This is a genomic window from Bradyrhizobium sp. OAE829, assembly GCF_040546575.1.
Classification (GTDB): domain Bacteria; phylum Pseudomonadota; class Alphaproteobacteria; order Rhizobiales; family Xanthobacteraceae; genus Bradyrhizobium.
On record NZ_JBEPOE010000001.1, the window covers coordinates 4,971,579 to 4,998,472 of the forward strand.

At 63.0% G+C, this 26,894-nt stretch carries 26 protein-coding genes; 14 read left to right on the plus strand and 12 right to left on the minus strand.

Annotated features, from left to right (window positions below):
* Nucleotides 1-112: 112 nt before the first annotated feature.
* Nucleotides 113-1,744, plus strand: coding sequence for an FMN-binding glutamate synthase family protein (locus tag ABIE49_RS23950; RefSeq protein ID WP_192739260.1), 1,632 nt, complete (start codon nucleotides 113-115; stop codon nucleotides 1,742-1,744).
* A gap of 235 nt (nucleotides 1,745-1,979) precedes the next feature.
* A complete protein-coding gene (locus ABIE49_RS23955) occupies nucleotides 1,980-3,287 on the plus strand; it encodes a hemolysin family protein (protein WP_192739259.1) in 1,308 nt (435 codons plus the stop codon).
* A 32-nt stretch (nucleotides 3,288-3,319) separates the two neighbouring features.
* Here ABIE49_RS23955 and ABIE49_RS23960 read toward each other — a convergent pair whose 3' ends face one another.
* Nucleotides 3,320-5,320: a carbohydrate porin gene (locus ABIE49_RS23960; RefSeq protein WP_192739306.1), complete on the minus strand. Its 2,001-nt coding sequence runs from the start codon at nucleotides 5,318-5,320 to the stop codon at nucleotides 3,320-3,322.
* Between the two features lie 473 nt (nucleotides 5,321-5,793).
* Nucleotides 5,794-6,615, minus strand: a complete 822-nt coding sequence (locus ABIE49_RS23965) for a creatininase family protein (protein WP_192739258.1) — start codon at nucleotides 6,613-6,615, stop codon at nucleotides 5,794-5,796.
* 135 nt (nucleotides 6,616-6,750) lie between these two features.
* On the opposite strand from ABIE49_RS23965, the gene ABIE49_RS23970 reads away from it, so the two are divergent.
* The 9 genes from ABIE49_RS23970 (at nucleotide 6,751) to ABIE49_RS24010 (ending at nucleotide 14,735) form a co-directional block, all read left to right on the plus strand.
* On the plus strand, nucleotides 6,751-7,770 hold the full coding sequence (locus tag ABIE49_RS23970) for an ABC transporter substrate-binding protein (RefSeq protein ID WP_192739257.1): 1,020 nt from the start codon (nucleotides 6,751-6,753) through the stop codon (nucleotides 7,768-7,770).
* Between the two features lie 5 nt (nucleotides 7,771-7,775).
* Nucleotides 7,776-8,576: an ABC transporter ATP-binding protein gene (locus ABIE49_RS23975; RefSeq protein ID WP_192739256.1), complete on the plus strand. Its 801-nt coding sequence runs from the start codon at nucleotides 7,776-7,778 to the stop codon at nucleotides 8,574-8,576.
* Nucleotides 8,573-9,361, plus strand: a complete 789-nt coding sequence (locus ABIE49_RS23980; RefSeq protein WP_192739255.1) for an ABC transporter permease — start codon at nucleotides 8,573-8,575, stop codon at nucleotides 9,359-9,361. Before ABIE49_RS23975 ends, ABIE49_RS23980 begins: the two co-directional genes overlap by 4 nt.
* Complete coding sequence (locus tag ABIE49_RS23985) at nucleotides 9,361-10,350, plus strand: 2-hydroxyacid dehydrogenase (RefSeq protein WP_192739254.1); 990 nt, start codon at nucleotides 9,361-9,363, stop codon at nucleotides 10,348-10,350. The genes ABIE49_RS23980 and ABIE49_RS23985 overlap by 1 nt, the downstream gene beginning before the upstream one ends.
* A 146-nt stretch (nucleotides 10,351-10,496) precedes the next feature.
* The gene (locus tag ABIE49_RS23990) at nucleotides 10,497-11,168 is read left to right on the plus strand and encodes an AprI/Inh family metalloprotease inhibitor (protein WP_354067590.1); all 672 of its coding nucleotides are present in this window, start codon (nucleotides 10,497-10,499) and stop codon (nucleotides 11,166-11,168) included.
* A 177-nt stretch (nucleotides 11,169-11,345) separates the two neighbouring features.
* Nucleotides 11,346-12,419 carry a hypothetical protein gene (locus ABIE49_RS23995; protein ID WP_192739252.1) on the plus strand — a complete coding sequence of 358 codons (1,074 nt, stop codon included), beginning with the start codon at nucleotides 11,346-11,348 and terminating at the stop codon, nucleotides 12,417-12,419.
* Nucleotides 12,420-12,589: 170 nt separating this feature from the next.
* Nucleotides 12,590-12,961, plus strand: a complete 372-nt coding sequence (locus tag ABIE49_RS24000; RefSeq protein WP_192739251.1) for a YciI family protein — start codon at nucleotides 12,590-12,592, stop codon at nucleotides 12,959-12,961.
* Nucleotides 12,962-13,033: 72 nt separating this feature from the next.
* The gene (locus ABIE49_RS24005; protein ID WP_192739250.1) at nucleotides 13,034-13,426 is read left to right on the plus strand and encodes a YciI family protein; all 393 of its coding nucleotides are present in this window, start codon (nucleotides 13,034-13,036) and stop codon (nucleotides 13,424-13,426) included.
* A gap of 31 nt (nucleotides 13,427-13,457) precedes the next feature.
* The gene (locus tag ABIE49_RS24010) at nucleotides 13,458-14,735 is read left to right on the plus strand and encodes an RNA polymerase sigma factor (RefSeq protein WP_192739305.1); all 1,278 of its coding nucleotides are present in this window, start codon (nucleotides 13,458-13,460) and stop codon (nucleotides 14,733-14,735) included.
* Nucleotides 14,736-14,909: 174 nt separating this feature from the next.
* Here ABIE49_RS24010 and ABIE49_RS24015 read toward each other — a convergent pair whose 3' ends face one another.
* The 4 genes from ABIE49_RS24015 to ABIE49_RS24030 all read right to left on the minus strand — a co-directional run bounded on the left by ABIE49_RS24015 (nucleotide 14,910) and on the right by ABIE49_RS24030 (nucleotide 17,999).
* The gene (locus tag ABIE49_RS24015) at nucleotides 14,910-15,221 is read right to left on the minus strand and encodes a putative quinol monooxygenase (RefSeq protein ID WP_192739249.1); all 312 of its coding nucleotides are present in this window, start codon (nucleotides 15,219-15,221) and stop codon (nucleotides 14,910-14,912) included.
* Nucleotides 15,222-15,934: 713 nt separating this feature from the next.
* A complete protein-coding gene (locus ABIE49_RS24020) occupies nucleotides 15,935-16,183 on the minus strand; it encodes a tautomerase family protein (protein WP_192739248.1) in 249 nt (82 codons plus the stop codon).
* A 36-nt stretch (nucleotides 16,184-16,219) separates the two neighbouring features.
* Nucleotides 16,220-16,930 carry an SDR family NAD(P)-dependent oxidoreductase gene (locus ABIE49_RS24025; protein WP_192739247.1) on the minus strand — a complete coding sequence of 237 codons (711 nt, stop codon included), beginning with the start codon at nucleotides 16,928-16,930 and terminating at the stop codon, nucleotides 16,220-16,222.
* 100 nt (nucleotides 16,931-17,030) lie between these two features.
* Nucleotides 17,031-17,999, minus strand: a complete 969-nt coding sequence (locus tag ABIE49_RS24030; protein WP_192739246.1) for a LysR family transcriptional regulator — start codon at nucleotides 17,997-17,999, stop codon at nucleotides 17,031-17,033.
* 185 nt (nucleotides 18,000-18,184) lie between these two features.
* On the opposite strand from ABIE49_RS24030, the gene ABIE49_RS24035 reads away from it, so the two are divergent.
* The gene (locus ABIE49_RS24035) at nucleotides 18,185-19,738 is read left to right on the plus strand and encodes a serine hydrolase domain-containing protein (RefSeq protein WP_192739245.1); all 1,554 of its coding nucleotides are present in this window, start codon (nucleotides 18,185-18,187) and stop codon (nucleotides 19,736-19,738) included.
* 62 nt (nucleotides 19,739-19,800) lie between these two features.
* On the opposite strand, the gene ABIE49_RS24040 is transcribed toward ABIE49_RS24035, so the two are convergent.
* Genes ABIE49_RS24040 through ABIE49_RS24065 form a run of 6 tightly spaced genes read right to left on the minus strand, consistent with a single transcriptional unit; the run spans nucleotide 19,801 to nucleotide 23,392 of the window.
* Nucleotides 19,801-20,166 (minus strand): hypothetical protein, encoded by a 366-nt coding sequence (locus tag ABIE49_RS24040; protein WP_192739244.1) that lies wholly within the window; start codon nucleotides 20,164-20,166, stop codon nucleotides 19,801-19,803.
* Complete coding sequence (locus ABIE49_RS24045; protein ID WP_192739243.1) at nucleotides 20,117-20,305, minus strand: hypothetical protein; 189 nt, start codon at nucleotides 20,303-20,305, stop codon at nucleotides 20,117-20,119. Before ABIE49_RS24045 ends, ABIE49_RS24040 begins: the two co-directional genes overlap by 50 nt.
* 13 nt (nucleotides 20,306-20,318) lie before the next feature.
* Nucleotides 20,319-21,125 (minus strand): molybdate ABC transporter substrate-binding protein, encoded by an 807-nt coding sequence (locus tag ABIE49_RS24050; RefSeq protein WP_192739242.1) that lies wholly within the window; start codon nucleotides 21,123-21,125, stop codon nucleotides 20,319-20,321.
* A complete protein-coding gene (locus ABIE49_RS24055) occupies nucleotides 21,125-21,952 on the minus strand; it encodes an extracellular solute-binding protein (RefSeq protein ID WP_192739241.1) in 828 nt (275 codons plus the stop codon). Before ABIE49_RS24055 ends, ABIE49_RS24050 begins: the two co-directional genes overlap by 1 nt.
* Nucleotides 21,953-21,974: 22 nt before the next feature.
* Entirely contained in the window at nucleotides 21,975-22,697 is a 723-nt protein-coding gene (locus ABIE49_RS24060; protein WP_192739240.1) for an ABC transporter ATP-binding protein, read from the minus strand.
* A 2-nt stretch (nucleotides 22,698-22,699) separates the two neighbouring features.
* Nucleotides 22,700-23,392, minus strand: coding sequence for an ABC transporter permease (locus ABIE49_RS24065; protein ID WP_192739239.1), 693 nt, complete (start codon nucleotides 23,390-23,392; stop codon nucleotides 22,700-22,702).
* A 91-nt stretch (nucleotides 23,393-23,483) separates the two neighbouring features.
* Between ABIE49_RS24065 and ABIE49_RS24070 the strand changes: the two genes are divergently transcribed.
* Both ABIE49_RS24070 and ABIE49_RS24075 read left to right on the plus strand, forming a co-directional pair.
* On the plus strand, nucleotides 23,484-24,368 hold the full coding sequence (locus tag ABIE49_RS24070) for a substrate-binding domain-containing protein (protein WP_192739238.1): 885 nt from the start codon (nucleotides 23,484-23,486) through the stop codon (nucleotides 24,366-24,368).
* Nucleotides 24,369-24,598: 230 nt separating this feature from the next.
* The gene (locus ABIE49_RS24075; protein WP_192739237.1) at nucleotides 24,599-26,851 is read left to right on the plus strand and encodes an adenylate/guanylate cyclase domain-containing protein; all 2,253 of its coding nucleotides are present in this window, start codon (nucleotides 24,599-24,601) and stop codon (nucleotides 26,849-26,851) included.
* Nucleotides 26,852-26,894: the final 43 nt, after the last annotated feature.

Sequence of the window (26,894 nt, forward strand, 5' to 3'; positions counted from 1 at the left end):
ACGTTCGCGACGGCTGGACCGTATATCGTATGGTGCTTATTCCAATGGTTGGATTAAGCTGCTGGCGGACAAGAACAATTCCGCAAGAATATTTTCCGGCTGAGGGAATGTCATGGAAACGCTGTTGATGCCGTTCTCGCCACGCTACATCGTGCTGACGATCTGCGCGGTCGTCACGGCACTGCTGATCGGCATCGGCATCTTCGATCATAATTTGAAGGTGTGGGAAATACTGCTGATTCCCATCGTGATCTTCGGCGGGCTTACCCTTCTCGGCATTCGCGACCTCACGCAAGAGAGCCACGCGGTGCTGCGGAATTATCCGATCTCCGCGCACATCCGTTTCCTGCTGGAAGAGATCCGGCCGGAGATGCGGCAGTATTTCTTCGAGAGCGAGAAGGACGGCATGCCGTTCTCCCGCGATACCCGCGCGCTGGTCTATCAGCGCGCCAAGATGCAGCTCGACAAGCGGCCGTTCGGCACCCAGGAAGACGTCTATCGCGACGGTTATGAATGGATGCATCATTCGATGTCGCCGAAGGCTCGCGCCGTCGAGCAGTTTCGCGTTACCATCGGCGGTCCGGATTGCACCAAGCCGTATTCGGCCTCGGTGTTCAACATCTCGGCGATGAGTTTTGGTGCGCTTAGTCCAAATGCCGTACGCGCGTTGAATGCAGGCGCCAGGAAAGGCGAATTCGCGCATGACACCGGCGAGGGCGGCGTCAGTCCCTACCACCGCGAGAACGGCGGCGACATCATCTGGGAAATCGGATCCGGCTATTTCGGTTGCCGCAACCGCGACGGCAGCTTCAATCCCGAATTGTTCGCGCGCATTGCTTCCGACGACCAGATCAAGATGGTCGAACTCAAGATCAGCCAGGGCGCCAAGCCCGGACACGGCGGCGTGTTGCCGGCGGCCAAGGTCTCGGAAGAGATTTCAAAGATCCGGGGCGTGCCGATGGGCGAAGACTGCATCTCGCCGGCCACTCACCGCGCGTTCTCGACGCCGCTCGAAATGATGAGCTTCATCGGTGAGATGCGGCGGTTGTCCGGCGGCAAGCCTGCCGGATTCAAGCTATGCATCGGCCACCCCTGGGAGTTCCTGGCCATCTGCAAGGCGATGCTGCAGACCGGGATCTACCCTGATTTCATCGTGGTCGACGGCAATGAAGGCGGCACCGGCGCAGCACCGCTGGAATTCATGGACCATCTGGGCATGCCGATGCGCGAGGGTGTCAATTTCGTCCATAACGCGCTGGTAGGCATCAATGCGCGCGACCGCATCCGCATCGGTGCCGCCGGCAAGATTGCGACCGCCTTCGACATGGCGCGCGCGATGGCGATCGGCGCCGACTGGTGCAATTCGGCGCGCGGCTTCATGTTCGCGCTGGGCTGCATCCAGTCGCTGAGCTGCCATACCGACCGCTGTCCGACGGGGGTGACCACCCAGGACCCGCTCCGCGCCCGCGCGTTGGTGGTGCCACTCAAGAGCGAGCGGGTCTACTCCTACCATCACGCCACCCTGCACGCCCTGTCCGAACTTCTCGCCGCCGCCGGCCTCGACCATCCGCAGCAGTTGCGGCCGATCCACTTCTCGCAGCGATCCTCCACGAACGACACATTGACGTTCGCGAAACTTTATCCGTCGCTGCGCCCGGGCGAGCTGATCGACGGCACCAGCGATCCACGCTTCCGCGACGCCTGGGATATGGCCCGGGCGGATTCGTTTCGGCCGGTGGGGTGAGGATACCACTCGTGTCGTCCCTGCGAACGCAGGGACCCATACGCCGCGGCTTACCGGTTGAGCGCGGAGCTAAACACACCTCCCTTCAGCAACAACCGCCTGTGGTTATGGGTCCCTGCGTTCGCAGGGACGACGACGGAGATTGGCTTCGGGACGACAGATAACTCGCCGCAGGGCCGCTGCTCTGATAAAGCCTCTCTCCATCTTGGAATGACCACCCGTAAAAAGGGAGACAATGCTTTATCTGGAACTCGGGATCGTAACGGTCCTGATCATCACCAATGGCCTGCTTTCAATGTCGGAACTTGCCATTGTCTCGTCGCGGCCAGCACGGCTCGCCGCGCTGGTCGAAAAGAACGTCACGGGTTCCCGCCGTGCACTCGCGCTGGCTTCTGATCCCGGCAAGTTCCTGTCGACGGTCCAGATCGGGATCACGCTGATCGGCGTGCTCTCAGGTGCGATTTCCGGCGCCACGCTGGGCCAGCGCCTGACCAACCTGCTGGTCGAATCCGGATTGTCGAAAGGCCTGGCTGACGCGATCGGCGTCGGCGTCGTGGTGAGTGTCATCACCTACGCCTCACTCATCATTGGCGAACTGGTGCCCAAGCAAATCGCCTTGCGCGACCCGGAATCGGTGGCGGTGCGCGTGGCGCCCTACATGATGCTGCTCTCGAAGATTTCGTCACCCCTGGTGTGGCTGTTGGATCGCTCCGGCAAGGGGCTGTTGTGGCTGCTCGGCCACCGCGGTGAAGCCGAAGACAAGGTCAGCGAAGACGAAATCCGCACATTGGTGGTCGAGGCCGAGAATGCCGGTGTGCTCGAGCCCGGCGAAAAGGAAATGATCGCGGGCGTCATGCGGCTTGGCGATCTTCCGGTCGGCGCCGTCATGACACCCCGCCCCGAAGTCAGCATGATCAATCTGGCCGATCCGCCTGATGTCATTTTCGCGGCGCTCGCCGGTCGCAACCATTCCCGTTTTGTGGTGTTCGACGGGGATCCGGATGCGGCGCTCGGCATTGTCCAAGCCAAGGACATGCTGGACAGCTATTTGTCGGGAGAGGCACCTGATATTCGCAAGCTGGTCCGGGATGCCCCGATCATTCCCGAATTCCTCGATGCGAGGGACGTCGTCGCGGTGCTACGTGACTCCCCCGTGCATATGGGGCTGGTGCATGACGAATACGGCGTCTTCCAGGGCGTCGTAACCAGTGCCGACATTCTCGAATCGATCGTCGGCGGCTTCCATACCGAAGAGGGGCCGCCCGAAGCGGCCGTGGTGAAGCGGGACGACGGCTCGTATCTGATCTCGGGCTGGATGCCGGCGGTCGAATTTGCGAATTTGCTCCAGATCACCCTGCCGTCGTCGCGGCAGTATCAGACCATGGCCGGTTTCCTGCTCCAGCAGTTCGGCGCAATTCCGACTGTCGGTGAGCAGGTCGAGGCGCAGGGTTGGCGCTTCGAGATCGTCGATCTCGATGGCCGGCGTATCGACAAGACATTGGCGACACGTATCGACGATGGGGCCGCCGACGAGCAGGCGTGATGGCGCGATGCCGAGTTTTCTGACGTCGAGGCTCAGAACTCGCCGTGCAAACGGCCCGAGAAGATCGAGACCGGGCCACGGTCGCCATTATAGGCGGGGTTTGCGATCAACTGATAGTCGGCGGTGAAGGTGAAGGTCTTGTCGATCGCGAACGCGTAGTAGGTCTCGAAGATACTTTCATTGCGGTAGTTGAGCCGGCCGTCGCCGATCAGGAGGCCGAGGCCGCCCGCCGCCAGGAAGTCGCGATGGTCAGATGACAATCCGTTGACGGCGCCGCCGATGCCGAACGTATCGCTCGGCCGGCCCCAATAACTGCCCTTGACCGACAAGCCGGCGGAGACGCTGCGATCCACATCGGTGAACGACAGGATTTCGTTGCGCCCGTCGTTCCAGCTCGCTCGGGCGAACAGGCCGACGTCCCTGATGATCTGCTGTTCGGCGTTGATGTAGAATCCGTACTTGGTGTTTTCACGCCGGATGCCGACGATGACGTCGTTGATGTCGAGCGTTGGGTCCGCCGCTGCCATCCCCAGCGCGTTTCGGTAGCTGCCGGTGTTGCCGCGATTGCCGAAAATGCCGAGCCTGAGCTTGCCGGGCTGATCGAAGATCGTGTGACGTTCCTCGAATTCCACTACGGCACCGCCGGACTTGAACACGAGGACGTCGCTGTTGGGCGCGTTGGGGACCTGGAACAGGCCGGCCCGGAGCGCCCAGTCCTTGCGGTTGAGTTCGACCACCGCGCCGCGGGTGAAGCCGGGCAGGTCGGCAGGGAAGTCGTAAGCCGCGGACGACCACATCGCCCAGTTCATGAAGTCGACGCGGGGATCCTTGGCGTAGGAATTGCCGTCGAAATAGTCGCCAACCGCAAAACGTCCGACCGTGACCGTGACGCGGTCGATGTCGCGCTTGCCCGCGAGTTGCATCGGACCGTCGGCGACATCTTCCTGCTCGCCGCCGAGGCCGAAGGTCTGGCGAAACACGTAGCGCTGCGGGCGATATTTCGGATAGGGCGCGCCACCTTTCTGGGCTTCACCGTTGGGGAAGCCGGCAAGTCCCAGCGTGCTGTTGAGGCCAAAACCCTGCGCCAGTTCGGGGTTGAAATAGAACTCGCCGCCCTGCCACAGCCGCCAGCCGAGAAACACATCCGCAGTCCATGTTTGTCGGCCCTGGCCGCCGCCCGGTAGACTGTTGGTGCCCTCATAGGGCGAGCGCATGCGCGGATAGGCTTGCGCGATGACCGTGGTCTGCCCGTGCACGTTCCAGTTTTTCGGCTCGGCAAGCGCGGTGCGTCCATCGACCGGTGTGGGCCCCGCCCAAGGCGGTGTCTCCCACAGCCGGTAATTCAGTCCGAGCTTGAACAAGTGAACGTTGGGATCGACGTTGACGCGCGGCAATCCGACGTCGGTCAGGTCATAGGTCCGGCGCGCCAGATCGACGTAATTGTATTCGGCCTTGGCGGTCCAGTTGCCGCCGACGGCCACCTCGATGCCCAGCCCGGCGGTCCAGCCGACATGCGTGAGGTACCGCTTCGGCGGGATGATTGCTCCGAGGTCATTGAGGTTGACGTGGGTGCTTCCCCACGCGAGGCCGCCCGTGACGTAAGGCATCCACGTTCCCATCGCGTAGCCGACCCGGCCGCGCGCGGTTGCGATGTAATCGATGGTGCTGTTGAACGGAGCCGGCGCGAGCCGCGGAATGTCCACCGGGCTGCCGAACGATATGTCGGCCTCCACACCGAGCACGACCTTGTTGGCCAGCTGCCTGACGTAGCCGGCTTGGTAGCCGCCGGTCAGTCCCGTCACGCTGTGGGGGAAGAACACGCCCTGCAAGGGCTCGGTGTTGGTGCCCGGGCCGAGGCTGCCGGCGCCGTAACCGACATGACCGCCCACATAGAGCCCGGTCCAGTGATAGACGGCCTTGAGCGCAGGCGCCTTGAGCGACATATCGGCCGCCAGGACGGGGCTGGCGAGCGTCATGGCACCGACGGCGGCGCCAGCCAAAACATGCTGCAGGGATTGGCGGTACGAACCCATGATGCGGCCTGTTCCCGCGCGTAGCGGGGTGCGGTCTGGCACCATCACTGCAGATTTGAACGCCCGCCGCCACCCAAGAAATGAAGTCATCAACCCCGCCGCCCCCGGTCGGCTTCTTCCCGATTCGTCCGCTCAAAGCCAGGTCGGAAAAACGCACCATACACCCCATCCCAGTTGCAATTAATTCGCAACAATATGGCGATGGAGTCCGCCTTGGATGGCATTGCTACATGACAGTTTTGCAACAGCGGTGGGATGGTTGGCTCAAAAAAAGTGACCCGCCCGGGGGGACAGCCGGGCGGGTCGGGTTCGGCACAGGGTGGATGAGGCGCCATGCCGGACAGGGAACCAAGAGAGCAGCCTTAAGGCGGTCATCGTGGTCCGCATCCAGTTGGACGGTGCCATCCCGATTCCGGTTCGAACGAAGTTTGGGGAATCCGGATCGGAGATTATTCGGCAGTCAATACAGTCGCTTAGAGGATATAATCCGGGCCACTCGCCAGCCTCTTCACGTCGAATTTATCGACATCTTCAAGCAACTCGCAGAACGCGCGGGCGCCGTGATCGAGCAGCTTTTCGCCCTTTTCGGCGGAGGCCTGGGTAGCGTCGCCGACGGCGCCGCTGCCGTGCAGGTCCTGCGCCTGCCAGGCGAATGGTACGGGCCGATGCGCCGACAGCCAGCGGTGATCCTTTTCCATCGCGATGCTGCTCGGGCGAAAATCGATGATCGCGTCCTGGCGCACGGTGTGCGGATATCGCGCCAGCATGATCGAGGTTTCGACCGCGCCGCCATGGATGCCGTGGCGCAGTTCTTCCGCCGGGAACAGTCCATCCGGGACGCCGAAGCGCGACCAGCTGGTGGTGACCACGAGCAGTCCATGCTGTGCGCGAAGATCCTGCGCGACCATCGTCATCGCCGCGCTGTTGCCCCCATGGCTCGTCACCATCACGAGCTTTTTGACGCCGGCGCGCGCGACGCTTTCGCCGAGCGCCATCCAGCTCTTCAGCGCGACCTCAGTGGGTAGCGTCAGCGTGCCCGGATAGTCGATATGTTCGGTGGAAATCCCAACCGGCTGCAGCGGCAGGAACGTGACCGGAACGCTCGCCGGCAGCAACTCGCCGACCCGCGCCAGATAGGCCTCGCCGATCATGACGTCGGTGCCGAGAGGCAAATGCGGGCCGTGCTGTTCGGTTGCCGCCAGCGGCAGCACCGCGATCCAGCGCTCGGGGCCGCTGGCTGCGATATCGGGCCAGTGGATGTCGGTCCAGTTGCGGGGCGGAACAGGCGAAGTCATCGAGCCAAGCGTTTCTTTGAATGGATTTGCAGGGTAGTTTGTTAGTCAACCAGGGACGATATCTCCCTCCTTGGGGGCGTGATCCACGTCCACACCCTCCTTATCATGGGCCAGAATGATCGACGGAGTCCAACCATGAACCCGGCCTTTTTGCCGCGAACGTTAACCGCAGCCCTGTTGGCGCTGGTGGCCGTGCTGGCGCCAGCGCGCGGGCAGACCCTCGACAAGGTCTCGTTTGGAACCAACTGGGTCGCGGAAGCCGAGCATGGCGGCTTCTTCCAGGCGGTCGCCGACGGCACCTACAAGAATTACGGGCTTGACGTCACCATCGTGCCGGGCGGCCCCAACAGCAACAACCGTATGCTGCTGATCGCCGGCAAGCTCGACTTCTTCATGAGCGCGAACACGCTGCAATCCTTCGATGCGGTCACCAACAAGGTGCCGCTGGTGGCGGTCGCCGCCATCTTCCAGAAGGATCCGCAGGTCTTCCTGACCCACCCGGAATTCAAGATCGGCAAACTGGAGGATCTCAAACCGCTGACCCTGCTGGTGTCGAAGGAAGGCATCACGAGCTATTTCCAGTGGCTGAAGTCCGAGTATGGGTTCAGCGAGAGCAAGGTCAAACCTTACACCTTCAATTCGCAGCCTTTCATCGTGAACAAGCAAAGCGCGATGCAGGGATATGTCACCTCCGAGCCGTACGCGGTCGAAAAAGCCGCAGGCTTCAAGCCGAACGTCGTGCTGCTGGCCGATTACGGCTTCAACGCCTATTCGACCCTGATCGAGACCCGCACCGAGATCGTCGACAAGAAGCCCGACCTGGTGCAGCGCTTCGTCGATGCGTCCATGATCGGCTGGTACAATTATCTCTACGGCGACAACACGCCGGGCAATGCCATGATCAAGAAGCTCAATCCTGAGATGACCGATGAATTGCTGAAATATTCCACGGCCAAGATGAAGGAATACGGCATCGTCGATTCCGGCGACACCTTGAAGGACGGCATCGGCGCCATGACCGATGCGCGCGTCGCCAGCTTCTTCGACAAGATGGTGCGCGCCGGCGTGGTTCGCCGCGATATCGACTACCGCCAGGCCTATACGCTGCGCTTCATCAACAAGGGCGTCGGCCTCAATCTGCGGCCGAAGAACTAGGCGTGATGGCCGGTCCCGCTTTGTCTGAAGCCGATGCGATGGCGGTGCGCCTTGGTGCCGTCACCAAGGTCTATGACAACGGCGTGGCCGCGCTTGGACCGCTCGACCTCGACGTCAGGCGTGGCGAATTCGTCTCCTTGCTCGGCCCCTCCGGATGCGGCAAATCCACCGCCTTGCGGCTGATTGCGGGACTGACCACGCCGAGTTCAGGTGTGGTCGGCGTTTCCCGCCGCGCGAACGAAACCCGCGCGGGTCATGCCATCGGCTTTGTGTTTCAGGAGCCGACCCTGATGCCGTGGGCCAGCGTGCAGGACAATGTCCGGCTGCCGCTGAAGCTTGCCGGCATGCCGGCGACGGAAGCGGACAGGCGGATCAATGAGGCGCTGGCGCAGGTGGCCCTGTCGGAGTTCGCCGCTGCATACCCGCGCGAATTGTCCGGCGGCATGAAGATGCGGGTATCGCTGGCGCGGGCGCTGGTCACCCGTCCGGATATCCTGTTGATGGATGAGCCGTTCGCCGCACTCGACGAAATCACGCGCTTCCGTCTCAACAACGATCTGCTGGAGCTGTGGCGCAAGCTGAATATGACGGTCATCTTCGTCACCCATTCGGTGTTCGAGTCGGTGTATCTGTCGCAGCGCGTGGTCGTGATGTCGTCACGGCCCGGGCGCGTCAGCGCCGAATTTCGTATCGACACGCCGGAGCCGCGGGTCGAGGACTTCCGGATGTCGGCCAGCTATGCCGCGTATTGCCGCGAGGTCTCTCAAGCGCTGGTGCCTTCCTATTCGGGGCAAACAAGCGCATGAGTTCTTCACGGGATTTTGTTCGCTTTTTGCTACCCGTCGTGGTGCTCGCCGCCGGCATCGCGTTGTGGGAACTGGTGGTGCGTGTCAACGACATCCAGCCCTATGTGCTGCCTGGGCCATCAGCGGTGTTCCAGACGCTGGTCGCGGACTGGCCGGTGCTGTCGGAATCCCTCGGCGTCACCTTGCTGACCACGCTGGAAGGCTTCATCGCCGCCGCCATCGGCGGCGTCGCGCTGGCGCTGTTGTTCAATCAATCGAAATGGCTGGAATATTCGCTGTTTCCCTACGCGGTGATCCTGCAGGTCACGCCTGTGATCGCGATCGCACCATTGCTGCTGATCTATCTGCAGCAACAGACCGCGGTGATCGTTTGCGCCTGGATCGTCGCCTTCTTTCCGGTGCTGTCCAACACCACGCTCGGGCTAAATTCGGTCGACCGCAATCTGGCCGGCCTGTTCAGTCTCTATGGCGCGTCGCGGCTGCAGACGCTGCGGTACCTGAAATTGCCAGCAGCATTGCCCTATATTCTCGGTGGATTGCGGATCGCAGGCGGACTATCCCTGATTGGCGCAGTGGTCGCCGAAATCGCGGCTGGCACGGCGGGCGCAGGCTCGGGCCTTGCGTTCCGTATTGCCGAGTCCGGCTACCGTCTCAACATTCCCCGAATGTTCGCCGCTCTGCTGTTGCTCTCCGTCGCCGGGATTGTCATCTATGGCCTGCTGGCGCTAATTTCGCATCTGGTACTGCGGCGCTGGCATGAAAGCGCGCTTCGAAAGGAAAACTGATGGCTGCCGGGAATATTTCGTCCGAAAAGATCGATTTGCTGGTCTATGGGCCAATCAGGCCGATCCTCGAAAACGGCTTCTCCGATCAATATGTACTGCACAAGGCGGAGAGCCGGGCGGATCTCGAACGGCTGACGCCCGACGTGCTGGCCAGGACCCGCGGCATGGCGGTGACCTATCATTCGGTGCCGGCCGACGCCAAGGCGTTGTCGCATTTTCCCAAGCTCGAAATCATCGCCAGCTTCGGCGTCGGCTACGACCACGTCGACTGCAACTATTCGCGTGAACACAATGTGGTGGTCACCAACACGCCCGACGTGCTGACCGAAGAGGTCGCCGACGTTGCGATGGGGCTGTTGATCTCGACCCTGCGCGAATTCGTCAAGGCTGATCGCTATCTGCGTTCGGGCCTGTGGCAGACGCAGAATTATCCGCTCAGCGTCGGCTCGCTGCGCGACCGCAAGGTCGGCATCGTCGGCATGGGTCGCATCGGCCAGGCGATCGGCCGCCGGCTGGAGGCTTCGCTGGTGCCGGTCTCCTATCATTCGCGCAATCCGTCATCGGTCGTCTCTTACAAGCACTATGGCGACCTGATGGAGATGGCGAAGGCGGTCGATACGCTGATCGTGATCGTGCCCGGCGGCGCCTCTACTGCGAAGATGATCAACGCCGACGTCCTCAAGGCGCTCGGTCCGCGCGGCGTGCTGATCAACGTCGCGCGCGGTTCCGTGGTCGACGAAGAGGCGCTGGTCGCGGCGCTGAAGTCGGGGACGATCCTGGCCGCGGGCCTCGACGTGTTCGCCAAGGAGCCGAGCGTGCCGGATGAACTGAAGGCGATGCAAAATGTCGTGCTGCTGCCACATATCGGCTCAGCCTCGGTGGTAACGCGCAATGCGATGGATCAGCTCGTGGTCGATAACATCAAGAACTGGTTTGCCGGCAAGGCACCGCTGACGCCGGTACCGGAAACACCGGTGAAGGGGCGCTGATGCAAGTCAGAGCGTTTTCCAGCGAAGTGGTCCCGGTTCGCGTCAAGAAAACGCGTCAAAATAAAGAATCCAGAGCCCCGTTTCGATTTAATCGAAACGGAAAAGGCTCCTGCCGCCCAGGTGTCGCGGTTGCGGTGCTATCAGCGCTGCTCGCCGCTCTGCTTGTTCCTGGATCGCCCGCGTGGTCGCAGGCGGCTCCGAGCCTGCAGAAAGACATGGTCGGCCAGTGGGAGCTTGCGACCACCGAGCGCAGCAAGACCTGCGTCGTGACGCTCAAATCCGATGCGACATCGCAAGGCCTGAAGCTCGAACTTGAGCCGAGCTGTGCGGCGGCGCTGCCCTTCACCAAGGATATCACCGCCTGGAGTATCAAGGGCCTCGGCGACATCGTGCGGATGCAGGATGCCGCCGGCCAGCCGGTGATCGATTTCACCGAGGTCGAGAGCGGCATTTTCGAAGGGCTGCGGACCGGCGAAGGCGTCTACATCCTGCAGAATCTCGCAGCCGCCCGCTCGCTCGCCAAATCGATGGACCAGATGATCGGCGACTGGTCGATGGTGCGCGGCAATGGCAAGGCGATCTGCGGCCTGACGCTCACCAACACCGAGGCGACAGGCGATAATTTCCAGGTATTTTTGAAGCCGCGCTGCGATCCTGCGGTGGCCGCGTTCGCGCCCAACCAGTGGCGGCTCGATCACGGCCGGATGATATTGATGTCGGCCAGCGGCCAGACCTGGCAGTTCGAGGCCGACGACAATGCGCAATGGCGGCGGGTGCCTGACAGCGCCGATCCCCTGATCATGATCCGGGGGCAGTAGGCACCATCCGCGCCGGCCCCGGCGACAGGAGGGTCCGGTGGAACCTTTCGGCTGTCGCCGCCTTTCTTCGAACCACTAAGCCACAGCGATCACCAATTGGTGTCGCCAGGTCCCGCGTACGCGGTCCAATCGTGTGGAAGCTGAACCGCGGCGGGCCGGGAACCGCAGGAAACGGTCATGTCGCTCTTCCGCTATGTCAGGCGCATGCTGATTGCGCCCCTTACTTTCCTGGTTTTGACGGCCGCTGGATCGGCTTCGGCGCAGTCATCGGTTCCGTCCCACCTTGCGGCCTGGTGGATCGCGGTGGACAACGTCGCCTTTCCGCCGCTGTGGCGGGACGGCACCATCGTGCCGATGGAGGAGCTTCTCATCATCGAGAGTGACGGGCGGTTCGAGAACCGCATGATGGGATTCTACGGTATCGATCCCGGCTATTGCGCCAAGGAAAACCTCTGCAGCGATGCTCCGCTGATTGCCACCGGACGGCTCGCGCTTTCAGGTTCGACCCGCGCCACCGGCACAGGACAGACTTTTGAGTCCGGCAACAAACTCCTGCTCAGCGATATCAGCACAGCGGCGAACCGAATTGACTCGCCGCGTGGCGATTCGATCATCCGCGCGCGCAGCGTGAGCGCAACAAGTGCCTGGATGGCCGAGGGTCGGGTGGATGTCGACGACGGTATGCTTTTGTTGCGTCGGGCCGCAGGCGAGGAGCCACGTGCCTTCGTCAAGATAGCGCCCGAGAAATTGCGCCGGCTGCGCGCGGGCATCATGGTGTCCAACCTCTCCGCCCTGCAGCATTGGCGCTGCTATCTCGCTTCCGCCACCGGCGGAGACGTCAGGTTGATGCCGCTGCGCAATGACAAGCCGATGCTGCCCGCGATCCGCGACTACATCGCGGCCGCGCACTATTATTTGACCGCACTGACCTACGCGGGTCGCCCAACGGTCGATGATCCCGATCCCGCCCAGCGCCGGCTTGCCGGGGTCGCGCTCGAGGACCTGATGGCCGGATCGCCGGCGAAGCTGCCGCAGCCCAGGACCGTTCAGGAGCGGCGCGAGGTCAGGGCGGTTGCAAGATATCTCACCGTGCTGGTCAAGGGCGAGCAGCCCGAGGCGGCAAAGGCCATGATGGCGCGGGAATTCCCCGGCGTCTCCTTGCGCCAGGATTTGACCGAAGCGGAAACATTGGCGTTGACGACCTATTTGCGCGGCGGCGCGGATCGAAACCGGCTGTTTTGCGCCGGTTAAGGCCGGTATTGTTGCCGAGACGGCGCTGATCCCGGATTGCCGCGTCCATTGGCCCTCTCGAAAAATTCTCAAAATCCCTGTCGATTCCCGGCAATCCCGTTCGTCGTCTCAAATAGCGGGACAGTTCCGCGGGCTGGGTGCCTGCGGCTCGCCTCAAACAGGAGTTTTTCATGCGCTTCATGTCGATCGTCATGTCGTCCCATCCGCCTGCCGAGCCGCCGGCAGCAATGATGGAGGCGATGAACAAGCTCGCCGACAGGGAAATCAAGGCCGGCCGCATGCTGGACACCGGCGGGTTGATGCCGCTCGCGATGGGCGCGCAGGTGCGCATCACCGACGGCAAGCTCAGTGTCGTCGATGGCCCGTTCGTGGAGGCCAAGGAAGTGATCGGCGGCTACGCGATATCAGAACTGCGCAGCAAGGAAGAGGCGGTGGCGCTGGCGAAGGAATTCATGCAGCTCCACGTCGATCACATGCCGGGCTGGGAAGGGACGTGCGAGATTCGCGCGTTCTTCGACGGCGCGCCGGGCGAGTGTTCCTGATCGTCGCCGTTCGCCATCCCGGCCGCCGCTAACCAGGAACAGCGGTGGCTAGTTCACAAGGGAGTTCTTCACATGCGCTTCATGTACATCGTTACGCCTGTCCACCCCACACCGCCGACGCCGGAATTGATGGCGGCCGTGCACAAGCTTGCCGAACGCGAAATCAAGGCCGGCCGCATGGTAACCAGCGGTGCGCTACAACCTCGCACATTGGGCGCGCAAGTGCGGATCACGGACGGCAGGCTTGGTGTCGTGGACGGGCCGTTCGTGGAAGCCAAGGAGGTGATCGGCGGCTATGCGATCTTCGAACTCCGCGACAAGCAGGAGGCGATCGAGAAGGCGGTCGAGTTCATGCAGGTCCACCGCGACTACATGCCGGGTTGGGAGGGCACGTGCGAAGTCCGCGCTTTTGTGACGGCGGATTGGGAGGCGGCCTGCTCGGTCAGTGCGCGGGCCGCCTCTTGAGGCCCTCACCATGCACGCACCGTCGGCGGCGATGACCGCCGCCGACATCCATCGCACCGTCGTCGCGGTCTGGCGCATCGAGCAGCCGCGGCTGCTCACCAGCCTGTCGCGGATGCTGCGCGACGTACCGCTGGCCGAGGACCTGACGCAGGAAGCGCTGCTGGCGGCCATCGAGCATTGGCCGGTGACGGGCGTTCCGGAAAAGCCCGGCGCCTGGCTGATAGCGATCGCCAAGCGGCGGGCGCTGGATCATCTGCGCCGCCGCCAGATGCTCACCCGCAAGCACGAGATCGTGGCGCGGGACATGGAGCAGGAACAGCAGGCCATGCCCGATTTCGACAGCGCGCTCGACGACGATATCGGCGATGAATTGCTGCGGCTGATCTTCACCGCGTGCCATCCCCGCCTGTCGCGTGAGGCCCGCGCCGCGCTGGCGCTGCGTATGATCTGCGGCCTGACCACGGACGAGATCGCGCGCGCCTTCCTGCTGCCGGAGGCGACCATTGCTCAAAGGATCGTGCGGGCGAAGCGGACTTTGTCGGAATCCGGGCTCGCTTACGAGACCCCGCGCGGCGAGGAGCTTTCCGAACGGCTCGCTTCCGTGCTCGAGGTCGTCTACCTCATCTTCAACGAAGGCTATACGGCGGCTCGCGGCGACGAATGGCTGCGGCCGCAGCTCTGCAATGACGCGCTGCGGATGGGGCGCGTGCTGACCTCGATCGCGCCGCAGGAATCCGAGGCGCACGGCCTGCTGGCGCTGATGGAGCTAAATGCCTCGCGCATCGCCGCGCGCACCGATCAAGCCGGCGATCCGATCCTGCTGATGGACCAGAACCGCGGGCTGTGGGACCAGCTCCAGATCCGCCGCGGCATGTCGGCACTGGCGCGGGTGCACGAACTCGGCGGCGCCGGCGGCTTCTACGCGTTACAGGCGGCGATCATCGCCTGTCACGCTCAAGCGTCGGCGCCCGATGAGACACCCTGGCCGCGCATTGCAGAACTCTACGCGGAATTGGCCGCGTTGGTGCGCTCGCCCATCATCGAACTCAACCGCGCCGTTGCGGTCGGCATGGCGGAGGGACCGGCAGCGGCGCTTGCGATCGTGGACCGTCTCGCGCACGAGCCCGCGCTGAAGACCTATCATCTACTGGGAAGCGTTCGCGGCGATCTCCTGCACAAGCTTGGCCGCTTCGATGAAGCGCGCGCCGCGTTCGAGGCCGCTGCCAGTCTCGCCGGCAACAAGCGCGAGCAGGAGTTACTGAAGCGGCGCGCCGCCGAAGCAGGCAGCGACGCGCCGGCCTCAAACTAGCAGATAAGTTGAATCGGTCCGGCGGCTGGCTCGCTGCACCTCTCCCGCTTGCGGGGGAGGTCGACGCACGAAGCGCGGCGGGTGGGGGCTCTCTCGAAACGATGATTCGTGGATAGACCCCCACCCCAACCCTCCCCCGCAAGCGGGAGAGGGAGCGTAGTTCCTTCGCGGTTGCTAGATGAAGCGGAACTGCGACCGTTCGCGCTTCGCAAGTTTTGGAATCGCCTGACCGACGATGATGTTCTTGAAGTGCGGCGTTTGCTGATGATCGGCGAATGCTGCTTCGCCCGCGAACACCTCATAGAAGAAGTATTTCCGCGGCTCGGCCAGGTTCTGATGGATCTGGAATTCTTTCACGCCGGGCTCGCGCTGCGCCTGCGGCAGAAAATCTTTCAGTAGACTAGCGACCGCCGCTTCCTCGCCGGGATTGACCTCCCAGAACGCGGTGACGACCAGGCTTTGGTTGGCGTTGTCGATTGCTGCCATGTTGTTCTCCTGTGAATGCAGCGCCGGTTCGATCCGGCGACTGCAATCATCATAACAGGGATCGCGACATCAATGCTTCGACATCAATCGAATTGTCATATGAGGGCCGCGCGCGTGCGTTTACCCTGCGATCCTGTCGCCCGGTGTGGAGCACGCGCATCGCGAGAAAGACCGTGCTCGCGATCGGTATCGAGCGTTCCCTGCAGGACTTCAACGGTACTATGGCGCAAACGCCACTGCACGCCCTTGGCAGGTTGATTCCTCAGCATTGCGCAAGATTGCTCTGTCATTAGCGCTGCAACCCTCTACGGTCGTGGCCTCGGAGCCATTACCGGCGCCCGTGCCGCCGGGAGGGAATTTCATGACCATCCGTTTTATCGGCCCGCTGTGTGCGGCGGCGCGCTCTCTCTGGTCTGCGGCGCAATGATGTTCACCGCAACCGCGGGCCATGCGCAGTCGCGCGGGATCGGAATTTACATTGTCGGGAACCCGACGAAGAGCAAAGTATCGGACAATGAAATCCTCGGCCGCGAGACCGGACCACCGTCAAAAGCAGCAAATCGAACACGAGCGACCGAATGGGCGGCGGTGGTCGTATCGCCCGCCCGCCGGGCAGTGGTGGCGGCCGTTAGGGCCGCCTCAGTTGGCGGTCGCTTTCAGCCGCCAATTACCACACGGGCCATCGCTGACGACGGTATCGAACATCCCTCCCGCTAGCCTGCGGAGGCCGCGCGCTCGCGCGCACGCTTGTTTCGGTAGTCGAGCACGGGAAGCCCGCCCCAACCCCAGTTGCCGGTGTCGACTTCGTCGATGACGACGAAGGTCGACTCCAAGGGCTTCTTCAGCACGTCGAGCAGCAACTGGCTGACGCCCTTGATCAGTGCGGCCTTTTCTTCCCGTGTGGCCGCGTCGGCACCGCCTTCGGTGCCTTCGCGGGTGATCTGGATGGTGACGATGGGCATGTTCATTGTCCTTGCTGGCGTTGTTCCGAATGGCTGTCAGTGACCGGCGCTCTGGCCGCCATCGACATGCAGGATCTCGCCGGTGACGAAGGCGGCGCCTTCCAGGAACAGCACGGCGTCGACGATGTCCTTGGCTTCGCCCATGCGCCCGACCGGATGCAGATTGGCCAGGAATTCGTGCGTTTCAGGTTTGTGCATCGGGGTCTTGATGACACCCGGGGAGATGGCGTTGACGCGGATGCCCCGCTTTGCGTACTCGATCGCCAATGATTTGGTGGCGGCGTTCAGTCCACCCTTGGTCAGCGAGGCCAGCACCGAGGGAACGTTGCTGTTGGCGTGATCGACCAGGCTGGTCGTGATCTGCACGATGTGACCCGAACCCTGCTTCAGCATCTCGGCCGCGGCGAGTTTTGTCAGATGGAAGAAGCTTCCAACATTGGTCGCAACCACCGACGCGAAATCCTCGGCGGTATAGCTGGTGAACGGCTTGGCGACGAAAATGCCGGCATTGTTGACCAGGGAATCGATGCGGCCGAACCGCTCGAGCGCCTGCGACACGATTTTCTGCGCGGTCGCCGGGTCGGAAACGTCGCCGGCAACAGCCAGAATATCCGGATCGCTGGACGGCTTGATCGAACGGGAATTGGCGACGACGCGGTAGTTGCGGTCGCGATATCCCTTCACCAGATCCGCGCCAATGCCTTGCGACGCGCCGGTGATGATGACGACTTTCTGTTCCTTACCCATGGTAGCCTCCTGATCTCTGTGACGCGGCAGGTTTGCCGTCGGGCCGTGTGGCGCCGATGGAGATCAGGCTAATTCTTCCGGGTTTCGGTGCGAATGCCCGTTATTCGGAAGGCACTCTTCCGCTGCGCGAACGAATGGCGCTGGCGTTCTTGTCGGCCTCGTTCGAGAGCCGGGTGAAATACCGCTTCAGGCGCGGCGCGGCGAAATCGACAAAGGCGCGCACCTTCGGCACCGACAGACGTCCCTGCGGCGCCAGCAAATGAACCGGCAGCGGCGGGTGTTCGTCCTTGCCGAGCAGCAGTTGCAGCCGGCCGTCTCGGATTTCGTCGGCGATGTGATAGGAAAACAGCCGCGTGACCCCGTGCCCTTCCGTCACCGAGGCGATCGCCGCGCGAACCGTGTTGACGACCAGCCGCGGCGCGAACTGGACCACCCGTGGAACGGAGGATCCGTTCAGCGGCGGGAAGCTCCAGGAATTCAGCCCGAAATGGGTCATGGCGACAATCCGGTGCTTTGCCAGATCAGCCGGTTCGCGGATGACGGGATGCCGCGCCAGATATCCCGGAGACGCCGCGATCACGCGGCGGACTTCGCCGACACGCACTGCGACGAAATTCGAATCGGCGAGATGCGCGATGCGGAGCGCGACGTCGATGCCCTCGTCGATCAGGTTCACCGGCCGGTCGAGCAGAACGAGCCGCGCCGACACCGCCTGATATTCGTTCATGAAGGCTTCGAGGATCGAGCGCAGAATATCTTCACCGGTGATGATGGGCGCGGTCAGGGTCAGCGTGCCGCGTGGCGCCGAGCGTTCGCTGCCGGCTACGAGATCGGCCTCCTCGAGTTCGACGAGAACGCGGCGGCAGGCAACGACATAGCGCTCGCCGGCCTCGCTCAGCTTCAGCGACCGCGTGGTGCGATGAAGCAGTTCAGCCCCGACATGGTTCTCGAGGAAGGCGATCGCGCGGCTCACGGCGGCCGGTGACCGGCGCAGGCGCCGGCCCGCACCGGCGAGGCTGCCCTCGTCGACGGCGGAGACAAAGACTTTCATCGCGTCGATGCGGTCCATTTGGTCTTCCGCCTAGGGGAACACTGACCGTCCGGTCATAGGCATTCTTCCGCAGATCGGCAAGGTGGGTAACCGGCTGACGAATGTAGCTCCGGTGTCGACCTCGGTTGCGGTGCGCAGCTGTGATTGACATTCCGATCCCTGGTCGCAAATGATTGAGCCTGCAATCAACTGGCGAAGCGTTCATGCCAAACATACGATCTGCCGTCTCAAGGGCCACGCTCGGCATGCTCGCTCTGGCCGCTTCGATCTCCAGCGATGCCGCATTTGCGCAAGGCGGAGCAGCGTCGGTCTGGCCAACCCGGCAATGGCAAACATCCACGCCGGAAGAGCAGGGCATGGATTCGATGGCGCTCGCCGACCTGCTCGATTTCGGGAAAACCCGCAGCCTCGACAGCCTGTTGCTGGTTCGGCGTGGACGCATCGTGCTGGACGCCTATTACGCGCCATATACGGCCGACATTCCGCACCGGATAAACTCTTCGACCAAAGCGGTCGTCGGGACGCTGGCGGCGATTGCCAACAAGGATGGTCTGCTTGATAGCTTCGATCATCCGGTGCTGGATTTCTTTGGCGATCGCAGCGTCGCAGATGCCGACGACAGAAAGAAAGCCATCACGGTTCAGCACCTGTTGGATATGACTTCCGGAGTCGACTGGAAGGAGCCGCTGGACGGGCGTCCGGATTCGGTCATCGAAATGAGCCGCCAGCGGGACTGGATCAAATTCATCCTTGATCGTCCGATGTCGAGCGCGCCGGGAGAGGCCTTCAACTACAACAGCGGCGGCACGCACCTGTTGTCCGGCATCATCACCAAGCTCACCGGCATGAGCGCCGCGGACTATGCGAAGGCCAAGCTGTTCGGGCCGCTCGGGATCACCGTCTCGAACTGGTGGCGTGATCCCCAGGGTAACTCGACCGGCGGATACGGTCTGGCCTTGCTGCCGCGCGACATGGCGAAGATCGGCTATCTGTATTTGCGCAACGGCCAGTGGGAGGACAAATCGCTGCTTCCACCCGGCTGGATCGACAAGGTGAGCCACGCCACCGTGAACATGAATATGCCGAGAGCGCCGGATCTGCGGTATTCCAATTTGTTCTGGGCGCTTCCCGACAAGCACGTCTACATGGCGAACGGATACCATTGCCAGCTCATCATGGTTTTGCCCCGGCTTGATATCGTCGCGGTGACCACCGCCAGGGATTTTTGTCCGTTAGGCAGGCTGGCTGATCTGATTTCTGGCGCCGTCAAATCCGAAACGGCATTGCCCCCGGATTCCACCGCCTCGAATCGGCTCGCGGACAAGATTCGCGAGATATCGACCGAGAAGGCGACGGAAACTGGCGAAACGCCGGGGACCGCAGCCGCGGTCTCGGGACGTACCTACAAGTTTTCGGCCAATGCGCTGAACGTCAAATCGATATCGCTGATCCTCGCTCATCCAAGCCCGCACTACGACCTCGAGTTATACGCATCCGATCCGAGCCAGCCGTCACGCCGGTTTATCGGTCCGATTGGACTTGATGGTCTGTATCGCAAGGCAGACTCGATCGTCGGCGGCGTATTTGCGACCAAGGGGAAGTGGTTGAACGGCTCCACGTTTGAGATTGAGCGGCAGGCGGTGGGAATGGACGAGCTACAGAAGTGGACCCTGTCGTTTGACGGCGACAGGCTTCACCTTCGCGGCAGGGACAGGGCCGGCCGCGAGGTTTCCGCTGATGGCGAAGCTGGCGGCTAATCGGGCAAAGTCTGTTGTGCGGCAGGCGTTTGGTCGAGGCCTCGATATCGCCGCGCAGAAAACTATTCGCTCGGGCTGATTGCGATGACGATCGCATCCGATGGGACGCCGCTGTCCTGCAGTGTAAACGGGGTGGCGCCAAGCTCCAGGCGCAGGCTCTTCCGCAATTCCGGGCAATCACTTCGCCCGGTGCTGCCGACGGAGCGTGCATAGCGTCCGTCCTGAATGATATCGATCCACGCGTCCTCCGAAGGGGTCACCTGATAGATGCCTGGCCGCTCAGTCGCCGGAAATCGAACGGAGCCGCCAAACCATCGTTCGATCCGCGGCGTTCGCTCCGACGGCATTTCGAATACGGCCTCACCGGCCGGCCGCAGACTAATTGCAATGGCTGCCTTCGGAAATGCGGCGAGCGTTGCGCCGGACACGACGCTCACCTTGTCGGATGCCGCAAACCATGTCCGCGCGCGCGAGCGACCATGCGAATTTTTCGCAGCCGTCGTTGGCCGCGCTCGCTTGTGTGAGCATAGCAAGGAACGTGATGCCGAGCAGAGCGATGCGGCGCATGTTCAATCCATCCCTACGGCGCCGCGCCCGGCGCGGCAAACCCGTGCTTGGCGAGCAGTTGCTGGCCCTCGGCCGAAAGAAAGAACAGCGCGAATTTGTAGGCAGGCGCCGACGCGTCGTTGATCACGGTCAGTCCGTAATCGGCGCCGACCGCCAGCGCGTCGGGAAGGCCGACGATCTGCTGCGCCGGATTTTCCTTCTGCGCCGCCAGCGCGCCGGTGCAATAGGTCAGGAAGATGTCGGCGGCGCCCTGTGCGAGCAAATTGCCATAGATCGAGCGGTCCGGAGGTGCCGGGGGGCTGGTCGGCCCACCGGTGAGCTGCAGGGCTTTCTTGTCGAGCAGGGCGTAGGCGCCGGGTTTGATCTTGTCGGCCTTGCGAAACACCTCCCAGGCATAGTCGCCTGACGGATCGGCGCGCGGCGTCGAGGTGCCAAGCTTGATCCCGGCGTCGAGCATCCGGTCGAGCAGCGTCGCGGGTTCGACTGCGAGACCCGGCTTCACCAGCGCGCACAGCTTGTTGCGCGCGAACAGCACCACCGGGCCGCTGCGTTTGGCGAGAGCCAATGCGCGCGGGTGTTCCATGTTGGCGGAAGCGAACACTTCAGCCTTGGCGCCGCCGGCGATCTCGTCCTTCAGCAAACCCGATGCACCGAACTTTGCCTTCACCTTGGTCCCGGTTGCGGCCTCGAAGCTGGCCGCAACGTCGCTTAGCGCGCCGCGTAGGCTGCCGGCTGCATGAAGCAGCACCTGATCTTCCGCGATGGCTGGTGCTGACATCAACGTGAGAACCGCAAGGCTTGCAAAAAGGCGAATGCGCATCAGGCGCCCGGATCGCTGGCATTGGGATAGAACAGCTGCTCGCCGTTGATCTTGAAGTCGGCGATCGCCTTCTGGCCTTCGGTTGAGACCAGCCAGTCGATGAACTGCTGGCCGAATTCCTTCTTGACGTTCGGATGCTTCGCCGGATTCACCAGCATGACGCCATACTGGTTGAACAGCCGCTTGTCGCCTTCGACCTCGATGACGAGTTCGCCCTTGTTCTTGAACGAAAGCCAGGTGGCGCGATCGGTCAGCACATAGGCGTTTGAAGCCGCCGCGGTGTTGAGCGCGGCGCCCATGCCCTGGCCGATCTCCTTGTACCAGGGGCCCTTGTCCGTCACGATGTCGATGCCGGCGACCTTCCAGAGATTGAGCTCGGCCTGGTGCGTGCCGGACTTGTCGCCGCGCGAAATGAAGTCGATGCCCTTGTCCTTGAGCGCCTTGAACGCGGCGACGATGTCCTTTGAATCCTTGATGCCTGCAGGATCGTTTTTCGGGCCGACCAGGACGAAGTCGTTGTACATGACAGGGTAACGCTTGACGCCAAAGCCTTCGCTGAGGAATTTTTCCTCCGCCGCCTTGGCGTGGACGAACAGCACGTCGGCGTCGCCGCGGCGGCCGGTATCGATCGCCTGGCCGGTGCCCTGTGCAACCACTTTCACGTCGATACCCGTCTTGGCCTTGAACATCGGCAGCAGGTGGCCGAACAGGCCGGAATCCTGCGTCGAGGTGGTCGACGCCACCAGGATCGATTTGTCCTGCGCAAAGGCGGTGGTCGCAAAAACAGCGCTGGCGGCGATCGCCATCAGCAAGCGGCGAGTAAGCATCTCATGTCCTCCCAAAGATCAGTCAAACGAGCAGTTCGCCGGCGATGAACGTTCTCGCTTCGCCGGTTTGTGGTGTGTTGAAGAACGCTGCCGCCGGACCGGTTTCGATCACGCGGCCGCGGTGAAGCATGACGATGTCGCCCGCCAGCCGCCTGGCCTCGCCGAGGTCATGAGTCGCCATGACGATCTTGATGCCGCGCTGGCTCACTGCGTGGACGATGTCCTCGATCGCCTTGGTGGCGGCGGGATCGAGGCTCGCGGTCGGCTCGTCCAGAAAAAGGATGGCGGGATCGCGGGCGAGCGCGCGCGCCAGCGCAAGGCGCTGCTGTTCGCCGCCTGATAGCCGGCGCGCGGGACGATCCGCCAATTGTCCGAGCCCGACCAGCGCCAGCAGCTCATCGATACGGCTTTGCTGTTCCGTCCGCGCGACATCAGACGCACGCAAGGCATAGCGGATATTGGCGCTTGCGCTACGCCGCAGCATGGCCGGGCGCTGCAGCACGATGGCGCGCCGCGTTGGCGGGACATCTTCCCGTCCTCCCCACGTCACGCGCCCCTGTGATGGCCGCACCAGTCCCATCGCCGTGCGCAGCAGCGTGCTTTTCCCTGAGCCGTTTGGCCCGATCAAAATGGTCGGCGTTCCCGGGTTCAGCGTGAGGCCGATGCCGTCGAGGATCGTCACCGTCCCGGCGGCGACGGTGACGTTCTCGAACCTGATCGGCAGATCGGAAACTGGCGCGCGCATGGTCACCCCGCCATTCGCTCGCCCGCGCGGCGGGCGGTCCAGGCCAGCGCGTTGACCGCGATCACGATTACGATCAGCACCATGCCGAGCCCGACGGCCAGCGGCAGGTCGCCCTTGGACGTTTCCAGCGCGATTGCGGTCGTCATGGTGCGGGTGAAGCCGTCGATATTGCCGCCGACAATGATGATGGCGCCAACCTCGGCCGCTGCCCGGCCAAACCCGGCAAGCAATGCGGTGACGAGACTGAAGCGCGCGTCCCAGATCAGCGTCGCTACCCGGCCGACCGGGCCGACATTCATCGCGGTGAGTTCGTCGCGGTATTCGAGCCACAGATCTTCGATGGTCTGGCGCGTGAGGGCTGCGATGATCGGGGCCACGAGCACCGTCTGCGCGATGATCATCGCCTTCGGCGTGAACAGCAGGCCCCATGAGCCGAGCGGACCCGCACGCGACAGCGCCAGGAAAACCGCCAGCCCGACCACCACCGGCGGCAGGCCCATCAGCGCGTTGAGCACGATGATGACGGCCTGACGGCCGGGAAACTGGATCAGCGCCAGCGCTGCGCCGAAGGGGATTCCGATCAGGGCGGCAAGGACGACCGCGGAAAGGCTGACGATGAGCGACAGCCGCACGATAGCCAGCAGCGCTGGGTCACCGGTCAGCACCAGTTGAAGCGCAGAAACATCGCCCGGCATCGAAATCCATCCCTCTGCGCATCTTGTGCAGAAGCCGCGGTTATGGTCAAACTTCGTAATCTATTCATATTTATGCATATCTGTGCTTGCCATGGCAGATTTACTGACCACCGACGAGGCCGCGACGTACCTGCGGCTGTCCGAGCGCAAGCTCTACGAGCTGGTCGCGCAAGGCGCGGTGCCGTGCACCAAGGTGACCGGCCGATGGCTGTTTCCGCGCGCGGCGCTTGACCGCTGGGTGACGGCCGGCCTGATCGCGCCGGCGGCGCTCACCCATGTCGCAGCTCCCCCGATCGTTGGTGGCAGTCATGATCCCCTGCTGGAATGGGCGCTGCGCGAGAGCCGCTGCGGTCTCGCGAGCCTGCCGGAAGGCAGCGAAGAAGGATTACGGCGGCTGGCGCGCGGCGAGGTGATGGCCGCGGCGATCCATCTGCATGCCCACGAAGACGACGAGCAGGTCAATATCGCAACCGTTGCCGGCGCGCCGGGGTTGCACGATGCCGTCGTGATTGCGTTTGCACGGCGCGAGCAAGGCATTCTGGTCGCCCCAGGCAATCCGCTCGGGCTGAGCGACATCGCTTCGGTCGCGCGGTCCGGCGCGCGGATGGCGCAGCGTCCGCTCGGCGCCGGCGCGCAATTGCTGTTGCTCGCCTTGCTGGCCCGCGCCGGCCTTGCAGCGCATGATCTGCGCTTGTTGAAGCCGGCTTGCCCGACCGGAACCGACGTCGCGCAGGCGGTGCGCTCCGGCCGCGCCGATTGCGGGATCGCAACAAGGTCGGTCGCGCTCGCCGCCGCCCTCGAATTCCTGCCGCTGACGTGGGAGAATTTCGATCTGGTGCTGCGGCAGCGCGACTATTTCCTGCCCGGGCCGCAGCGTCTGTTCGGCTTCCTGCGGTCGGCGGCGTTCCGCGAGCATGCGAAAGAACTTGCGGGCTATGACATCGACCGTGTCGGCGAGGTGTTGTTAGTGAATTAGGCTGGCTTCGATGAATTACTTGGCTTGCTCTAGCCGCTGTGCTGCGGTTGCTAGTTGCTGCCCGGCCGGGCCCAATGCTCCGAGCTGTGCGACGTCAGTGACCGAGATTCGATTCAGCGCGCCGCAACCGAAACCTTCCAAATGACGACGGCCCTTGGGCAGAGAGATACTGACCTGTATCTGAGGTTTTGGTAAAGTCCTTAAGTTCAGGTTCGCATGAAGGGGTCCAGATGCCCCACCAAACGTCGGTTGCAGATTGGTTGACGACCGTCGGAATGCCAGAGTACGCGGTCCGTTTTGCCGAGAACGATATCGACCTCTCCGTCTTGGTCCATTTGACCGATCAGGATTTGAAGGAACTCGGTGTCTCGCTCGGTCATCGCCGAAAGCTGCTGGCGGGGATTGCCGAACTGCCAGGTGCCCTTCGCGCCGGATCCCCTTCCGCGCCGTCCGGGCCGATGCGGCATGACGATGCCGAGCGCCGCCAGATTTCCATCATGTTCTGCGACCTGGTCGGGTCCACCACGCTGTCGACGCGACTCGATCTCGAGGACCTGCGCGCGGTCATCGGGACGTATCACCGATGTTGCGCGGAGTTGATCGGCCGACACGGCGGTTTCATCGCAAAGTACATGGGGGATGGTGTACTCGCATATTTCGGCTATCCGAAGGCGAGCGAACACGACGCCGAGCGCGCCGTCCGAGCGGGCCTCTCACTCATAGAGGCCGTGCCGAATCTTCAGACAGCCGCCGGCGTGCCGTTGAGTGTAAGGATCGGGATCGCAACCGGGTTGGTCGTGGTTGGCGACCTCATTGGGACGGGCGCGGCTCTAGAGCAGGCGGTCGTCGGCGAGACCCCGAACCTCGCGGCCCGGCTCCAGGCATTGGCAGAGCCGGGTAGCCTCGTCATCGCGTCGGCTACCCGCGATCTGATAGGTGGCCTCTTCGAGTACCGCGATCTCGGCGCCGTTGCCCTGAAGGGCTTCGACCAGAGCGTTCAGGCCTGGCACGTCGTGGCGGGCGAAGCGACAGACAGCCGGTTCGAGGCGCTACGCGCCGCCGGCACGCCGCTCATCGGCCGCGAGGACGAGACCGAGCTTCTCGCGCGGCGTTGGGAGCAGGCAAAGGCGGGAGAAGGTCGCGTAGTCCTGTTGTCGGGAGATCCGGGCGTCGGCAAGTCGCGGATCACCCAAGCCCTGCTGGAACGATTGGCTCACGAGCCGAACGCGCGCCTACGATATTTCTGCTCCCCCCACCATCAGGATAGCGCACTATACCCGATTATCACGCAGTTGAAGCGCGCAGCGGGCATTCGCCGAAACGACACCGATGAGCAGCGCCTCGCTAAGCTCGAAGCAGTGCTCACGCGCGCAACCCTCGATTTGAGTGAGGCCGTACCTCTGTTCGCCGAATTGCTGAGCGTACCGATCGGCGACCGCTACCCACCCCTCGAACTGACGCCACAGTTGCGCAAGGAGAAGACGCTTCACGCGCAGCTTGCCCTGACAGCGGGATTGGCCGCGCAGCAGCCGGTGCTGATGGTCTTCGAGGACGTGCACTGGAGCGATCCGACCACGCGAGACTTGCTGGACATCCTCGTCGACCGGATATCGGGCTTGCGGGTACTCTTGATCGCCACCTTGCGTCCGGAGCCTGCCCCAACGTGGGTCAATCGTCGTCACGTGGATCTGCTGAGCCTTGGCCGGCTGCCGCCCGAGCAATGTGCAAAGATGATCGGTCATCTGACGGGCGGCAAGGCGCTGCCGAAGGAGATCGCCGATCAGATTCTGGATCGTACCGATGGAGTTCCGCTGTTCGTCGAGGAGTTGACCAAAACGGTCCTGGAGAGCGGCCTGGTCAGGGAAGCCGGGAAGGCCTACCTCGCGACCGGCCTCGTCAGCCCGACGGCGATCCCGACGACGTTGCACGCGTCCTTGCTCGCCCGTCTCGACCGGCTGGCGCCGACGCGCGATTTGGCGCAAGTCGGGGCCGCACTCGGCCGCAATTTCTCCTACGACCTGATCAGTGCCGTCGCGCAGCTTGCGAAGTGGCAACTGGACGATTTGCTGATGCAGCTTGAGCGCGCCGAATTGATCTTCCGGCGGGGAACGCCGCCGGAAGCGGAATACACCTTCAAGCACGCGCTGGTGCAGGATGCCGCCTACAGTACGATGCTCCGAGAGAAACGGCAGCAGTTGCATGAGCGCATCGCCGCGGTCCTCGAACTCGACTTCCCCGAAATACGAAGGACCCAGCCCGAAACCCTCGCCCGCCATTGCGCCGAAGCGGGTCTGACGGAAAAGGCAGTGGAGCTATATATTTCGGCGTCGCAATGCGCGACCGCTGCATCGAATAATATAGAGGCGGCGGCGCATCTCAAAAGAGCTCTCGCACTGGTCAAGACGCTTCCGCCTCTGGCCCAGCGCACGATCGAACTGCGAAACCGGATCATGCTGGGTGGATGGTGGTGGTGGTCGGCCTGACGGCGCTCAAGACACGACTTTAACGTCTCAGTATTTGAGTAAT

Excerpts from the sequence above, each read along its gene's own strand:
- ABIE49_RS23950 (WP_192739260.1), top strand. The coding sequence starts at position 113 with ATGGAAACGCTGTTGATGCCGTTCTCGCCACGCTACATCGTGCTGACG.
- ABIE49_RS23955 (WP_192739259.1), top strand. The coding sequence starts at position 1,980 with ATGCTTTATCTGGAACTCGGGATCGTAACGGTCCTGATCATCACCAAT.
- ABIE49_RS23960 (WP_192739306.1), bottom strand. The coding sequence starts at position 5,320 with ATGGGTTCGTACCGCCAATCCCTGCAGCATGTTTTGGCTGGCGCCGCC.
- ABIE49_RS23965 (WP_192739258.1), bottom strand. The coding sequence starts at position 6,615 with ATGACTTCGCCTGTTCCGCCCCGCAACTGGACCGACATCCACTGGCCC.
- ABIE49_RS23970 (WP_192739257.1), top strand. The coding sequence starts at position 6,751 with ATGAACCCGGCCTTTTTGCCGCGAACGTTAACCGCAGCCCTGTTGGCG.
- ABIE49_RS23975 (WP_192739256.1), top strand. The coding sequence starts at position 7,776 with ATGGCCGGTCCCGCTTTGTCTGAAGCCGATGCGATGGCGGTGCGCCTT.
- ABIE49_RS23980 (WP_192739255.1), top strand. The coding sequence starts at position 8,573 with ATGAGTTCTTCACGGGATTTTGTTCGCTTTTTGCTACCCGTCGTGGTG.
- ABIE49_RS23985 (WP_192739254.1), top strand. The coding sequence starts at position 9,361 with ATGGCTGCCGGGAATATTTCGTCCGAAAAGATCGATTTGCTGGTCTAT.
- ABIE49_RS23995 (WP_192739252.1), top strand. The coding sequence starts at position 11,346 with ATGTCGCTCTTCCGCTATGTCAGGCGCATGCTGATTGCGCCCCTTACT.
- ABIE49_RS24000 (WP_192739251.1), top strand. The coding sequence starts at position 12,590 with ATGCGCTTCATGTCGATCGTCATGTCGTCCCATCCGCCTGCCGAGCCG.
- ABIE49_RS24005 (WP_192739250.1), top strand. The coding sequence starts at position 13,034 with ATGCGCTTCATGTACATCGTTACGCCTGTCCACCCCACACCGCCGACG.
- ABIE49_RS24010 (WP_192739305.1), top strand. The coding sequence starts at position 13,458 with ATGACCGCCGCCGACATCCATCGCACCGTCGTCGCGGTCTGGCGCATC.
- ABIE49_RS24015 (WP_192739249.1), bottom strand. The coding sequence starts at position 15,221 with ATGGCAGCAATCGACAACGCCAACCAAAGCCTGGTCGTCACCGCGTTC.
- ABIE49_RS24020 (WP_192739248.1), bottom strand. The coding sequence starts at position 16,183 with ATGCCCATCGTCACCATCCAGATCACCCGCGAAGGCACCGAAGGCGGT.
- ABIE49_RS24025 (WP_192739247.1), bottom strand. The coding sequence starts at position 16,930 with ATGGGTAAGGAACAGAAAGTCGTCATCATCACCGGCGCGTCGCAAGGC.
- ABIE49_RS24030 (WP_192739246.1), bottom strand. The coding sequence starts at position 17,999 with ATGGACCGCATCGACGCGATGAAAGTCTTTGTCTCCGCCGTCGACGAG.
- ABIE49_RS24035 (WP_192739245.1), top strand. The coding sequence starts at position 18,185 with ATGCCAAACATACGATCTGCCGTCTCAAGGGCCACGCTCGGCATGCTC.
- ABIE49_RS24045 (WP_192739243.1), bottom strand. The coding sequence starts at position 20,305 with ATGCGCCGCATCGCTCTGCTCGGCATCACGTTCCTTGCTATGCTCACA.
- ABIE49_RS24050 (WP_192739242.1), bottom strand. The coding sequence starts at position 21,125 with ATGCGCATTCGCCTTTTTGCAAGCCTTGCGGTTCTCACGTTGATGTCA.
- ABIE49_RS24055 (WP_192739241.1), bottom strand. The coding sequence starts at position 21,952 with ATGCTTACTCGCCGCTTGCTGATGGCGATCGCCGCCAGCGCTGTTTTT.
- ABIE49_RS24060 (WP_192739240.1), bottom strand. The coding sequence starts at position 22,697 with ATGCGCGCGCCAGTTTCCGATCTGCCGATCAGGTTCGAGAACGTCACC.
- ABIE49_RS24065 (WP_192739239.1), bottom strand. The coding sequence starts at position 23,392 with ATGCCGGGCGATGTTTCTGCGCTTCAACTGGTGCTGACCGGTGACCCA.
- ABIE49_RS24070 (WP_192739238.1), top strand. The coding sequence starts at position 23,484 with ATGGCAGATTTACTGACCACCGACGAGGCCGCGACGTACCTGCGGCTG.
- ABIE49_RS24075 (WP_192739237.1), top strand. The coding sequence starts at position 24,599 with ATGCCCCACCAAACGTCGGTTGCAGATTGGTTGACGACCGTCGGAATG.